The 13,863-nt window shown below is 64.1% G+C and carries 12 protein-coding genes; 6 read left to right on the top strand and 6 right to left on the bottom strand.

What is annotated here, in order from left to right; genetic code table 11:
* Positions 1 to 735, top strand: coding sequence for an energy transducer TonB (locus FQ746_RS16340; protein ID WP_260854080.1), 735 nt, complete (start codon positions 1 to 3; stop codon positions 733 to 735).
* Here the strand turns inward: FQ746_RS16340 and FQ746_RS16335 are convergent.
* Complete coding sequence (locus tag FQ746_RS16335) at positions 732 to 1,571, bottom strand: DeoR/GlpR family DNA-binding transcription regulator (protein ID WP_144110404.1); 840 nt, start codon at positions 1,569 to 1,571, stop codon at positions 732 to 734. The genes FQ746_RS16340 and FQ746_RS16335 overlap by 4 nt on opposite strands.
* 219 nt (positions 1,572 to 1,790) lie before the next feature.
* Between FQ746_RS16335 and otnK the strand changes: the two genes are divergently transcribed.
* A complete protein-coding gene (gene otnK, locus FQ746_RS16330; RefSeq protein ID WP_144110403.1) occupies positions 1,791 to 3,152 on the top strand; it encodes a 3-oxo-tetronate kinase in 1,362 nt (453 codons plus the stop codon).
* Entirely contained in the window at positions 3,149 to 3,811 is a 663-nt protein-coding gene (locus FQ746_RS16325; RefSeq protein WP_186310756.1) for an aldolase, read from the top strand. Before otnK ends, FQ746_RS16325 begins: the two co-directional genes overlap by 4 nt.
* 36 nt (positions 3,812 to 3,847) lie before the next feature.
* On the opposite strand, the gene FQ746_RS16320 is transcribed toward FQ746_RS16325, so the two are convergent.
* The 5 genes from FQ746_RS16320 to FQ746_RS16300 form a co-directional block, all read right to left on the bottom strand.
* Positions 3,848 to 4,699: a carbohydrate ABC transporter permease gene (locus FQ746_RS16320; RefSeq protein ID WP_144110402.1), complete on the bottom strand. Its 852-nt coding sequence runs from the start codon at positions 4,697 to 4,699 to the stop codon at positions 3,848 to 3,850.
* A gap of 9 nt (positions 4,700 to 4,708) precedes the next feature.
* Positions 4,709 to 5,692 (bottom strand): carbohydrate ABC transporter permease, encoded by a 984-nt coding sequence (locus tag FQ746_RS16315; protein WP_144110401.1) that lies wholly within the window; start codon positions 5,690 to 5,692, stop codon positions 4,709 to 4,711.
* Positions 5,693 to 5,790: 98 nt separating this feature from the next.
* Complete coding sequence (locus FQ746_RS16310; protein ID WP_144110400.1) at positions 5,791 to 7,044, bottom strand: ABC transporter substrate-binding protein; 1,254 nt, start codon at positions 7,042 to 7,044, stop codon at positions 5,791 to 5,793.
* Between the two features lie 84 nt (positions 7,045 to 7,128).
* Complete coding sequence (locus FQ746_RS16305) at positions 7,129 to 9,129, bottom strand: beta-galactosidase (protein WP_144110399.1); 2,001 nt, start codon at positions 9,127 to 9,129, stop codon at positions 7,129 to 7,131.
* Between the two features lie 11 nt (positions 9,130 to 9,140).
* A complete protein-coding gene (locus FQ746_RS16300) occupies positions 9,141 to 10,292 on the bottom strand; it encodes an ABC transporter ATP-binding protein (RefSeq protein WP_144110398.1) in 1,152 nt (383 codons plus the stop codon).
* 192 nt (positions 10,293 to 10,484) lie between these two features.
* Here FQ746_RS16300 and FQ746_RS16295 point away from each other — a divergent pair, with 192 nt between their 5' ends.
* From FQ746_RS16295 to FQ746_RS16285, 3 genes are all read left to right on the top strand, one after another.
* Positions 10,485 to 11,516: a LacI family DNA-binding transcriptional regulator gene (locus FQ746_RS16295; protein ID WP_144110397.1), complete on the top strand. Its 1,032-nt coding sequence runs from the start codon at positions 10,485 to 10,487 to the stop codon at positions 11,514 to 11,516.
* A gap of 265 nt (positions 11,517 to 11,781) precedes the next feature.
* Positions 11,782 to 12,567 (top strand): flagellar brake protein, encoded by a 786-nt coding sequence (locus FQ746_RS16290; protein ID WP_144110396.1) that lies wholly within the window; start codon positions 11,782 to 11,784, stop codon positions 12,565 to 12,567.
* Positions 12,568 to 12,824: 257 nt separating this feature from the next.
* Positions 12,825 to 13,841, top strand: coding sequence for a sugar ABC transporter substrate-binding protein (locus FQ746_RS16285; protein ID WP_144110395.1), 1,017 nt, complete (start codon positions 12,825 to 12,827; stop codon positions 13,839 to 13,841).
* The last annotated feature ends 22 nt before the right edge of the window (positions 13,842 to 13,863 follow it).

Below are 13,863 nucleotides of genomic sequence, written 5' to 3'. Positions count from 1 at the left end.
ATGCCGGGGACCAAGATCGCCGCCGCGTTCGACGAAGCGCCGAAGGCGCGCATGGCGCTCGCCGTGCTGGCGGCGTCGATGCTGTGGCTCGTTGCGCTGCTGTCGTCTCCGTCGATCAATGACTCGCCACACACAACGGCACGTCCAATACCGATCCCCGAGCGAGCCCTGGACATGCGCATGGTCGAGGTAGATCCGGTGCCCGAGCATGTCGCCACGAATGCTACAGCCAGTAAAGCCACACCTTCAAAACCCACGCCGATACAAGTACATGGCCATGGGCCGAAGCCCAACCCCGTTACTCGGCCCATGCAAAACACAGCACAGCCGAGCGATCCGCAAACCGCAAAACAACCCCCACAATCGCAGCCAGCCGCCGCACAGAGCGACAGCCCCACCCCCAACGCGCCGGCCCGACCCGACTCGCCCGTCGACTCCTCACCGCCCGCACCATCGGACTCCACCGGCACCAGCGCCGCGCACGCGCTTTCACAACCATTACCCGACTTACCCGACGACCTGCGCGAAGACAACTACCAGACCGTTGCCACGGCCCGCTTCACGATTCACCCGGACGGTTCGACCGACGTCGAACTCATCAGGCCCACCGCCAATCCGCGTCTCAACCAGATACTCGTGCAAACCTTGAAACGCTGGCGCTTCTCCCCCGCGATGCAAAACGGCCACACCACCGAAAGCCGCCAGGACGTGCGCGTCCATTTCAACGTCGACTAGGCCGCGGACGCATCCTGGAGTTGCGGCGCAATGGCAAGATCGACCCCTGCCTCGCGAATGCCCACCGCCGCCGCTTCGGTCAAGCCTTCGTCGCTGATCACACGATCGAAATGATCGAGCGCCGCGACCTTGTACAAGCCGAACGTGCCGTATTTGGAACTGGTGGCCAGCAACACGGTTTGCGACGCCCCCTTCATAGCCGCCTGCTTCACTTCGACCTTCGGAGCGGACGGCGTCGTCGCGCCGCGCCGCAGGTCCCACGAACTGGCCGAGATGAACGCGACGTCGATGCTCAGTTGACGCAACGTCGCCGCCGCAAGACCGCCAACGCCCGAGCGATTCGCATGATCGAGCACGCCGCCGGTGTGAATCACGGTCACGTGTGCCGCGTCGGCGAGTTCCTGCACGATCGAAAAGTCGTTCGTCACCACCGTCATGTCGCTCAACGCGAGGATATGCGGCACCAGCGTCAGCGTGGTGGTGCCCGCGTCGAGATAAGCCGTCATGCCCGGCTGTAAAAAACCGGCCGCACACGCGGCAATGGCCTGTTTCTGCGGCTGCTCGATCAACGCTTTCGATTGATGGCTCGGCTCGCTATTCAGATGACTCGCGATGCGCACGCCGCCCGGCACCGTATAGACCAGTCCAGCCTGCTCCAGTGCGGCAATATCGCGGCGCACCGTCATATGCGAGCAGTCGAACATTTCCGTCAGTTGATGAACGCTTAGCACCTTGTAGCGCCGCAACTGGCGCACCATCGACTCGCGCCGCTGATCGGGAATCAGCGGGACGTCGGATGCGGCTGAAGGGCCGGGAAGATCGTTCGGAGAAGGCATGGCAAATCCTGGGGAGAGGCTGAATGCGCGGCACGGTGCGCGAAGGCGGCGCACATCTTAACGGATAGCGCGCTGGACCCGTGGCCGGCAACCTCGGTTCGGCGACGGACGTTCCTCGACCGCAAAACCCTAACAATTTTTACCATTATCGTCAAATATTTAACACAGATTCACACAGCAACTCAGTTGATCGCTACAATCGAGCCAAAGGAGATCGCCATGACCCAACCCTCTCGCCCGCTGCTGGGCTGCATTGCCGACGACTTCACCGGCGCGACCGACCTCGCGAACATGCTGGTCCGCGGTGGCATGCGCACCGTGCAGACCATCGGCATTCCGGCCGACAACGCGCCCATTCAGGCCGACGCGCTCGTGGTCGCGCTCAAATCGCGCACCATCGACGCTGCCGACGCGGTCGCGCAATCGCTTGCCTCGCTGGACTGGCTGCGTGCGCAAGGCTGTCAGCAGATCTTCTTCAAATACTGCTCGACCTTCGACTCCACCGAGGCGGGCAATATCGGCCCCGTCGCCGACGCCCTGCTCGACGCGTTGACGGACCCCTCGGCGACTTATGAAGGCAAGGAAAGCGGCGCTCACAAACATTCACACCGCTTCACCATCGCCTGTCCGGCGTTTCCGGAAAACCACCGCACGGTTTACCGTGGCCATCTGTTCGTGGGCGACGCGTTGCTGAGCGAGTCCGGTATGGAAAACCATCCGCTCACGCCCATGACCGACGCGAACCTGGTGCGCGTGCTGCAGCGGCAAACGCAATCGAAGGTCGGCTTGCTGCGTTACGACACCATCGCGCGCGGCGCGGGGGCGGTCCGGGAAGCCATCGCAAAGCTGCGGGCCGAGGGCGTCCATATCGCCATCGCCGACGCCATTAGCGACGCCGATCTGTACACGCTCGGCGAGGCATGCAACGACCTGCCGTTGATCACCGGCGGCTCGGGCGTCGCGCTCGGCCTGCCGGCCAACTTCCGCGCTGCGGGCAAGCTCGAATCGGACGGCCCCGCCGCCGCTTTGCCTGCCGTCGAAGGCAGCGCGGTCGTGCTGGCCGGAAGCGCATCGAAGGCCACTCAGGCGCAAGTCGCCGCCTGGCTCGCCGGGCACCCCGGTTTCAAGATCGACGCACTCGCCCTCTCGCGCGGCGAACCGCTGGTCGACCAGGCGGTCGCTTTCGCGCAGCAACATGCGGCCGCGGCACAACCGCAAACCGTGTTGATCTACGCGACCACCTCCCCCGACGAAGTCAAACGCGTGCAGAGCGAACTGGGCGCCGCGCGCGCGGGCGAACTGGTGGAAGCAGCGCTGGCGTCGGTGGCCCGGCGTCTGCGGGACGCGGGCGTGCGCAAGTTCGTGGTCGCGGGTGGCGAGACATCGGGTGCAGTCGTGCAGGCGCTCGACGTGCGCATGCTGCGCATCGGCGCGCAGATCGACCCGGGCGTGCCGGCCACTGCCAGCGTGCCGACACGGGACGGCGAAGCCTCGGTCGGGCTGGCGCTGAAATCGGGTAATTTCGGCACGGTCGATTTCTTCGAGAAAGCGCTCGCGCAACTCGACGGAGCCCGCGCATGACCGGCACGATGGTGAATGTCGGCGCGGCGGAAGCGCGCCTACGCGAAGAAATCTGCGACGTCGGCGCGAGCCTATACTCGCGCGGCTATACGGTCGGCAGCGCCGGCAACATCAGCGCGCGCCTCGACGACGGCTGGCTGATCACGCCCACCGACGCCTGCCTCGGCCGCCTCGATCCGGCGGCGATCGCCAAGGTGAATCTGAACGGCGAAGCGGTGTCCGGCGCGAAGGCCTCCAAGACGCTGGCGCTGCATCGGAATATCTATGCGAACAATGCGGACACGCGTGGCATCGTTCACACGCATTCCACGCATCTGGTTGCGTTGACGCTGGCCGGAGTCTGGCGTGAGTCCGACGTGCTGCCGCCCATCACGCCTTATTACGTGATGAAAGTCGGACATGTGCCGCTGATCGGCTATCGCCGCCCCGGCGACCCGCAAGCCGCCGCGGAAATCGCCGCGCTGGCGTCGCAGGTACGCGCGGTTCTGCTGGAACGGCTCGGTCCGGTAGCGTGGGAGCGTTCGGTCTCGCAGGCGTCTTACGTGATCGAAGAACTCGAAGAAACCGCGCGCCTGTGGCTGATGTCGTCGCCACGTCCCGAGCCGATGGACGACGCTTCCATCGACGAATTGCGCACGGTGTTCAACGCGCGCTGGTAAGCAGGCACGACGAGATCGAGAGGGAGCGTAGCGACGCTACCCCTTGGTCGCCCCGAAAGTCAGGCCGGCCACGAAATGCTTCTGCATCGCGAAGAACATCGCGACCGAAGGCAACGCGGCCAGTATCGACCCAGCCGACACCAGGTTCCACGCCGTCGTCCATTGCCCCTTCAACGCGGCCACGCCGACCGTAATCGGCGCGGCGTCGTCGCCGGTCGTGAGACACAGCGCCCAGAAGTAATCGTTCCACACGAACGTGAACACGAGAATCGCCAGCGCAGCCAGAGCCGGACGGATCAGCGGCAGCACGATCCTGAAGAACACGGTCCACTCGTTCGCGCCTTCGATGCGCGCCGCCTCGACCAGTTCGAACGGCAACTGCTTGATGAAGTTACGCAGAAACAGCGCGCAAAAACCGGTCTGAAACGACACGTGAAACAGAATCAGCGCGCCGACCGTGTTGAAGATACCCAACTGCAGCGACAGGTCTCTCACGGGAATCATCAAGACCTGCACCGGCACGAAATTGCCCGCCACGAACGTCGCGAACAAGGTCGAGTTGCCGCGAAACCGGTAAATGGCCAACGCAAAACCCGCCATCGCAGCCAGTGCGATCGAGCCCACCACCGCCGGCACCGTAATCAACACGCTGTTCCAGAAGTAATGCAGCATCGGCGACGTCGTCAATGCTTCGCGATAGTTGTCGATCATCGCGAAGTGCTTCGGCCAGCCCCAATAATTGCCCTCGCTCAACTCCTCGGTGGATCGCACCGACGTGACCAGCACGGCGATCATCGGCAACAGCCAGATGAGCAACGCGACCGGCAAGCTCAGCTTGTACATGCGGCGCGAGACCGGCTTCCATTTATCGATTGAAATCGGAAACATGCATGGCTCCTATTGCTCGGTGCGCAGCATGCGGCGCAGGTGATAAACGATGTACACCAGCATGATCGCGAACAGCACGACCGCTACCGCCGCCGAATAACCGATCCGGTAGTACTTGATGGCCTGGTCGTACATGTAATAGGCGAGCACGGTCGAACTCTCGAAAGGACCGCCGCCGCTCATCACGGAGATCAGATCGAAACTGCGCAACGCGCCGATCACGGTGACGACGATCGCCATGAACGTCGTCGGCCGCAGTTGCGGCAGGATCACATGCCACAGCATCGACCAGCCGCGCGCGCCTTCCATTCGGGCGGCCTCGATCTGCTCGGCATTGAGCGACGTGAGCCCGGTGAGATAAAGAATCATGCAATACGCGGTTTGCGGCCACAGCGCCGCGAACACGATGCCGAGCGTCGCGTAGCGCGGGTCGCCGAGCACCGGCACGCCGTGCCCGAGAATCAGCGCGAGCAACCCGAAGGTCGGGTCGTAGAACCACGAGAAGATGAGCCCCACCACCACGCCCGACAACACGAATGGCGCGAAGAACAGCGACTTGACGAGGCGGATACCGGCCACCGCCTGGTTCAGATACAACGCGACCGCGAGACCGGCGGGCGGGGCGAGCAGGAACATCAACAGCCAGATGAGATTGTTCTTTAGCGCCGTGTAAAAGGTCGCCGTATGGAACAGTTCCACGTAGTTCGCGAGCCCGACGAACGACGGGTCGGTCATGCCGTCCCAGTTGAAAAAACTCAGGCGGATGGTCGACAGGATCGGCCACACCACGTAGATCGCCACCATCACGCAGGCGGGCGCGAGAAACAGCAAGGCCGCGCGACGTTGCCGGCGCGCGGTGGGCGACGGTCCGCGCCGACGCGGCACGGCACGCGCCGGGCCGCGCAACGCGCCGCCGCTGGCGGGCAGGCCGGAACCGCCCGGTTCGGCGGAACCGCCCACGGTGTGACGAGTGACGGATTGCGACACGATCATTCTCCCGGTCTCTTCAGAGACGAGTTGCGGCAAGAAAAATGCGGTAAAACCGCGGCGGCCTGCGAACAACGTAAAGCGCGAAGACCGCCGCTCACGACTTACTTCTTATAGATACGCTTGCGCGTCTGTTCGAGTTGCGCGAGCACATCGTCCAGCTTCGAAGGATCGGAGACGAACTGCTGCATGCCCTTCATCCCTTCGTCGGCCATTTCCTTGGTCATGTCGCGGTCGTAGAACTGCGCAATGCCGCCCTTCGTATTCGCGAGAATCTGAAAGCCGATTTTGGAAATCGGATCGTCCGGCTCCGGCGACTTGCTGTTCGCCGACAGCGAGCCCAGACCCACGGCAAGCTTTGCGCCGATGTCCGGCGTTTCGACGAACGCGAGGAACGCATGCGCGTCGGCCTTATTCTTCGCCTTCGTCGGAATATGCAGCGATTCGACCGGACCGTCTTCCGCCGTCGGCACCTTCGCGTCGATGATCGGGAACTGGAAGTAGCCCATTTCCTGCTTCACGTTCGGCGGGAAGCCACCGGTGATGAAGGTACCCATCAGCATCATCGCGGCCTTGCCCTGGAACAGGAACGGCTGCACCGCATCGAGATCGTAGGACAGCGAGTTGTCGATGAAATAGCCCGCGTCGATCAACTGCTTCCACGTCGTGTAGACCTTCTTTACGCGCGGGTCGGTATACGCAATCTCACCGGCCATCAGCTTCTGGTGGAATGCGTTGCCGTTCAGGCGCAGGTCGAGATAATCGAACCAGCCTGCGAGCGTCCATGCATCGCGGCCCGCCACGGCAATCGGCGTAATGCCCGCGGCTTTCAGCTTCTTGCAGTCGTCGAGAAACTGGTCCCACGTTTTCGGTTCGCCGCTAATGCCGACTTTCTGGAACAGGTCCTTACGATAGAACATGCCCCACGAGTAGTACACGGTCGGCGCCGCGTACTGTTTGCCCTTGTACGACGACGCTTCCTTGGTGGACGCATACATGTCGTTCCAGCCGTTCTTCGCCCAGTCGCCGCTCAGGTCGTCGAACAGATTGCGCTGCGCGTAATAGGCCATGCGCTCGCCGTCATGCCAGTTCACGATGTCGGGCGCCACGGTCGAGAGCCAGCCGGGCAATTGCACCTTGTAGGCTTCTTCGTCGATGAACGAGACCTTCACGTCGGTGCCGGGATGCGCTTTCTTGAACTCGTCGATCACCGTCTGCCAGACCGCGCGCTGGCTCGCGCCCTTGAACGCGATGTTGACCGTCAGCGTGCCGGCTTGCGCCGTGCTCGCGACCGACGAGCCGGCCGCCGCCGCGGCGAGCGCGAGTGCCAACAGAATCTTGCGTGGTTTGAATGTCATGCTGCTGTCTCCTTGGCGAATCAGTGCGTTTGTTGTTGGTGCGTCGTTGGTGCGTCGTTGATGTTGCTTCAAAAAACCCGCTCTTCAAACCTTCGACCGATACACCGCGACGCCCTGCGGGGCGATGCTGCGCGAACCGATCACGAACGCATCGTCGGCGACTCCGGCCAACGTGTGTGGTGTGTCGCCGTAGTTGAACGTGTAGGTCAGCGCACCGCGCCGGCTGACTCGCACGGTTTCGCTGGCCGGCATCGTGTCGAGACCTGTTTGCGCCGCAATCCGCTCGAAGAGTTGAACCGTGAACGCATCGTCGAACAGGCTCGCGAAATAGTGGAACGCGCCGCTCCGTACATACGCCGGGTGGCCGTCGGCGAAATGCGCCTGCACGTCGAGCACGACGTCCGTCCCGCTTTCGATGAAATCGCGCCAATGACGCGCCACGCCCGCGGCGCTAGCCGTAGCTTCACCCGCACTCGAACCGTCCGCGAGCCATACCGCTTCAGTCACATTGGGCCGCATCGATTCCACCCGCCACACGCGCAGCGGCAACACCGACGCCAGCGCACCAGGCGGCAGATTCGCCGGAATCTGCACGTCCGCGGTCTTCGAACCGGTACGCGGACCGAGCACGACCTGCGCGCCCGACGCAGCGAGCCGCGCGGCAAAATCGGCCGGCACCACGGGGAGCGGCGGCACCACGATCAGACGATAACCGTCGAGTGGCGCATCCACCGGCACGACATCCACGTCGAGACCCAACGTACGCAACGCCGAGTAATACTCGAACGCAAAGCGCGGGTAATGGAAGTCGGCGCCCTGCGGATGAATCTCGAACAGCCACTTTGCCTCGTAGTCGTAGACCAGCGCGACCTTCGAGCGGATCGACGCATCGGCGTCGGCATTGGCGGCGAGCACCGCGCGAATATCGTCGGCGACTTGCGAGGCCTCGCGACCGCCCGCGTCGAGACGATTGTCCGGCGTGTTGAGCCCCGCATGCATCTGCTCCTGCGCGAAAGGCGCCTGGCGCCAGCGGAAATACGACACGCAACCGGCGCCGTGCGCGAACGCTTCCCAGCTCCACAAACGCACCATGCCCGGCAGCGGCGCCGGATTCCACAGTGCCCAGTTCACCGGTCCGGGTTGCTGCTCCATCACCCAGAACGGCAGCTTCGACATGCCGCGGTACACATCGTGATTGAACGACGCGAAATCGGGATGACCGGTGCGCAACCAGCGCGCCTTGATTTCCGGCGCGAACCATTGCTCTTCGAGCGCGCCGAGCGGATAGCTGTCCCACGCGGCGACATCGAGGTCGGCTGCGACCTTGTAGTGATCGAACTCGGTGAAGAGTTGCATGAAGTTGTGCGCGACCGGCCGCCCGGGCGAATGCGCGCGGATGATCTCGACCTGCATGCGGTTGTAGCGCGCCACTTCGTCGGAAGCAAAGCGGCGATAGTCGAGCCGATGCGACGGATGCGCTTCGGTGACGGTCGCCACCGGCGCGTCGATCTCGTCGAAACTGCGGTACTCCATGCTCCAGAACACGGTGCCCCACGCCTCGTTCAATGCGTCGACGGTTTGATAGCGCGCTTTGAGCCACTCGCGAAAACGCCCGACCGCTGCCGGCGAATAACTGACCACCGTATGATGGCAACCGAACTCGTTATCGGTCTGCCAGTAAGCCACCGCAGGGTGCTGACCGTATCGCGCGGCAATCGCGGTGCAGATTTTTTGCGAAGCGGCGAAGTACGACGGCGACGAAAAATCGTAATGACGGCGCGAGCCGAACGCACGCGGCCGGCCATCGGCGCCGATCGGCAGAATGTCCGGGTGACGGTCGATCAGCCATTTCGGCGGCGTCGCGGTGGGCGTACACATGACCACCTGCAGACCGGCCGCGCCGAGCACGTCGACCGCGCGATCGAGCCAGGCCCAATCGTATTCGCCGGGCGTCGGCTCGATGCGGCTCCACGCGAATTCAGCAATCCGCACCTGCTCGATGCCGAGCGCCTTCATGCGGCGCGCGTCGTCTTCCCACATCGACTCCGGCCAGTGTTCCGGGTAATAACAGACTCCAAGGCGCATCCGTTGGTCCTCTACGCGTAATGTTCGACGGTTTCGATTGAAGCGGCCGCAAAGCCGTCTTCGGTAAACAGGTGGCAGGCGTGCGGCGGCACGCGCAGGCTCGTGCGGTCGCCCGAGGCGAGGCGCGTGTCGCCGGGCGCCTTGGCGATCAGCACGGCCCCGCCGGGTTGATCGAGATGGACGTAGCTGTGTTCGCCGAGTTGCTCGACGAGCGAGACGGTGCGGGTCAGCACACCGGCATCGTCGTCGGTGCCTGCCTCTGCGAATTCAAGATGCTCGGGTCGCACGCCGAGCGTGACGGGTTGCGCGGCTTGCAGACCATCGGCCCGCACCGGTACGCGTACGTTTTCCAGCGTGTGATCGAGCGTGACGACGACGCCGCGCGCATCGACCGATGCGATCCTGCCGGGCAGAAAATTCATCCGCGGCGAGCCGATGAAGCCGGCCACGAAGCGGCTCTTCGGCCGGTGATACAACTCGAGCGGCGCGCCGATCTGCGCGATGCTGCCGTAGCGCTCGGTGTCCTTGCCGGCATGCAGCAGCACGATCTTGTCGGCGAGCGTCATCGCTTCGACCTGGTCGTGCGTCACGTACACCACGCTGGCTTTGGCGAACTGCTTGTGCAGGCGCGCGATTTCGATGCGGGTCTGGCCGCGCAGCGTGGCGTCGAGATTGGAGAGCGGTTCATCAAACAGAAACACGCCCGGCTCGCGCACGATGGCCCGGCCGATGGCGACGCGTTGCCGTTGTCCGCCGGAGAGTTCCTTAGGCCGCCGTTCAAGCAGCGCTTCGAGTTGCAGCACGCGCGCGGCTTCACGCACCTTGCGGTCGATGTCGGCTTTGGGTGTTTTGGCGAGCTTCAGGCCGAAGGCCATGTTCTCGAAGACCGTCATATGCGGAAACAGCGCGTAGCTCTGGAACACCATCGCCACGCCACGCTGCGCAGCCGGCACGTCGTTGACGAGCCGCCCGTCGATCGACAGATCGCCGTCGGTCACGTCTTCGAGACCGGCGATCATCCGCAGCAAGGTCGACTTGCCGCAGCCCGATGGACCGAGAAACACACAGAACTCGTGCTCGCCGATCTCCAGATCGACGTCGCGGATCACCAGTGCGCCATCGCCGTACGCTTTCTGCACGCCTCTTAACGAAATGCTCGCCATTGCATCGACTCCGTGATTAAATCGGCCCGAAGTCGGAGATTAAGCGCTTAATCAGCAGGGCCTAAAAAATCGATCGCATGCGATCGTCAGCCCTTGCCTGTCTCCGATATCGTTTTGTTAATGCGAGAGATGGTGCCGTGCCTTCGACAGCGACGCAAATGCCGGACACCCATCCCAAATAATGGAGACACCATGCCCACCCTCAGTGAAGTCGCGCAACATGCCGGTGTCACGCCGGCGACCGTCTCCAACGTGCTGCGCAATCGCGGCCGGGTCGGTGAGACGACTCGACAACGCGTGCTCGAAGCAGTCGAAGCGCTCGGCTATCGTCCACACCTCGCGGCTCGCGCGCTGGCCGAAGGCCGCGCGCCGACGCTCGCGTTGATGGTCTCGAGCATCGCCAACCCGTTCTATCCGGAGTTCGCACTCGCCGTCGAACGGGCCGCGCGCACGAGCGGGCATTTCGTGATCATCTGCAATACGAACGAGGAGCCGCTGACCGGACGCGCGTACCTGGACCAGATTGCCGGCACGCTCTCGGAGGGCGTGCTGGTCACCAATGCCAACCTCGATTTCGCCGATCTTCACGCGACGCAAACGCGTGGCACGCCAGTCGTGCTGTGCATGTGGGAGCGGCCCAACGAGCCGCCGGGTCTGCCTTGCGTGGCGGTCGATTTCCGGCTCGCCGGACAACTGGCCGGCGAGCATCTGATCGAACTGGGGCACCGGCGGATCGGCGCGATCGTCGGCAGCAAGGCTGCGGGCATCCACGCGGCGCGTTACGCAGGCTTCGTCGATGCGCTGCGCGAGGCGGGCGTGCCCAGAAGCCGCGTCCGTTACGAGCCCGACACGATACAGGGCGGCTACGACGCGGCGCGCGAACTGCTCGAGGCCGATCCGCAACTCACCGCCATTTTCGCGACCAACGACCTGCCCGCGCTGGGCGCCATGCACGCCGCCGCCGATCTCGGCCTGAACGTGCCGGCGGATCTCTCCGTGATCGGCATCACCGACATTCAACTGGCGCGCGAATCGCGTCCGGCGCTGACCACGGTCGCCGTACCGACCGTCGAAGTCGCCGACCTCGCGGTGAGCTTGCTGCGTGAACTGATTGAGTCGTCGTATGGGCAGGCGGGCCACGACCCGGCGACCGTGCCGATGCGGATTTCTTCCGCGCCGCAACTGGTGCTGCGCGCGTCCACCGGCGCGCCGCGAGCGCGGTGAAAGTGCGCTGAGGTGTGTCCGTAACACCCCCGGCGACGTTACGTAGCGAACGCTCCATGCGGCGCCTTCGTGCCCGCTCGGAAGCTCGACCACTTCGGTCTGCACACCCCGCCCTGCGCCACTTCCCGGCCAATCCCGGCTTGCCCTGCTCACAGTTGGCACGGACTCTGCAATGACCCGGTTAAAGGCCGAGCGCCGAGCCGACTTACCCACCGTCCGCGCGCTCCCGCCAACCCGGCGAAGGCCGTCACGCATGGACAAGACAATGAGCGCAGACCTCCTTCTGGAAACCGCAGTCGCCGATCAGGCCCACTACGCCGAATCGAGCCGCGACGCCGACGCCGACGCCGACTACGCCCAGCATCATCCGCTGCAGATCGCGGTGTGTCTGCGCCATCTGGTCGCCGGTCAGGACTTCGTGACCGTGGAGTTCGATGGCCGCCAGATCGTCACGCAAATACTCGACGTGGACTCGCGCAATGCGCGCTTCGTGTTCGACGCAGGCAGCGTCGCCGACGACAACGACGCGCTGCCCGACGCGCCGCAACTGACTTTCCGCAGTCTGCCGGGCGGCATTCGCACCGAGTTCAGCACGAGCGCTGCCACGCCGGTCATGTTCGAAGGACTGCCTGCTTTCGAAGCGCCGTTCCCCGCCCTGCTTTACTACGTGCAACGCCGCGAGTTCTTCCGCGTGCAGACGCCCGTGCTCGATCCGTATGTCGCGAGCGGCCCGTTCGTCGACGGCAGTCCGTTCCGGGCCGAACTGCAGGACATTTCGCTGGGCGGCGTTGCGTTGAAGACCGGCGAAACGCGCCTGGGCTCGGTGGCCATCGGCACGATTCTGCGCGACGTGTCGCTGCAACTCGGCAGCTTCGGCACCCTGCAACTCGATCTGGAAGTCGTCGCGCCGCGTCAACTCACGACGCAAAAAGGCGACCAGCGCTTCGTGCTCGGCTGCCGGTTCGTCGAAACGCCCGGGACGGCGGAACGCACTTTGCAACGCGTCGTCACACAACTCGAAACGAAGCGGACGCTGTCGACGCGCCGGTAAGCATCCAGTAATTTTCTCCACGGAGGCCGCCGTTCGCGCGGCCTCCTGCACGTCGGGACTTTCCCGAAGCCCGCTTCGCTCACCTTGCAGCGCACCACGTCATGCCTGCCTTGTCGGGTAGGGCGAGGCGTGTTTTCGCGCGGATTATTTCGTCATCCTCCGTTCGGCTCGTCTGCTTGACGGGTCTCGGCACGCCTGCTGTACTAAATCAACGCGAGTGATTTACTCCGCGAAAAAAACATCAGGAGGAGCGTCCCATGAAGCAACCTGCCCGCAGGCATCCTGTTGCCGGCACCGCCGTCAGAACCGTCGTGTCCCTGTGCGTCGCCGCATTCTCGATAGGCGCCGTCGACACGAGCCTCGCCGCCGACGCGCCGGTCGTCGGACTCATCACGAAGACCGACACCAACCCGTTCTTCGTGAAGATGAAACAGGGCGCCGAAGCGGCCGCCTCGAAAGACGGCGCGAAGCTGATCAGCGCGGCGGGCAAGTTCGACGGCGACAACGCGAGCCAGGTGACCGCAATCGAAAACATGATCACGGCCGGCGCCAAGGCGATTCTCATCACGCCGAGCGATACCAAGGCGATCGTGCCGAGCATCAGGAAAGCGCGCGCGGCCGGCGTGATGGTGGTCGCGCTCGACACGCCGACCGATCCGCAGGACGCCACCGACGCGCTCTTCGCCACCGACAACTTCAAGGCCGGCGTGCTGATCGGCCAGTACGCGAAAGCCGCGATGAACGGCAAGCCCGCGAAGATCGCCACGCTCGATCTCGCGCCCGGCGTGTCGGTCGGCGTGCTGCGTCACAACGGCTTCCTGCAGGGCTTCGGCGTGAAGGCTGGCGACCCGTCCATCGTCTGCAGCCAGGACACGCGCGGCGATCAGGCCAAAGGTCAGACGGCGATGGAAAACTGCCTGCAGAAGTCGCCCGACATCAACGTGGTGTACACCATCAACGAACCGGCCGCGGCCGGCGCGTATCGGGCGCTCAAGGCGGCGGGCAAGGACAAAAGCGTGATGATCGTGTCCATCGACGGCGGCTGCGAAGGCGTGCGCAACGTGAAGGCCGGCGCGATTGCGGCGACCTCGCAGCAGTATCCGTTGAAGATGGCGGCGCTCGGCGTGGAAGCAGGCGTCGCGTACGCGAAGAGCGGCAAGAAAGTGTCCGGCTACCAGGACACCGGCGTCACGCTGATCACCGACAAGCCGATGTCCGGCAGCGACAGCAAGGACACGAAGTTCGGCCTCGACAATTGCTGGGGCAACAAGTAGTCGCTTATCGGGCCACATAACG

The organism is Paraburkholderia sp. BCC1886, from assembly GCF_900996245.1.
Taxonomy (GTDB): domain Bacteria; phylum Pseudomonadota; class Gammaproteobacteria; order Burkholderiales; family Burkholderiaceae; genus Paraburkholderia.
This window is presented reverse-complemented; position numbering and strand designations above follow the sequence as displayed.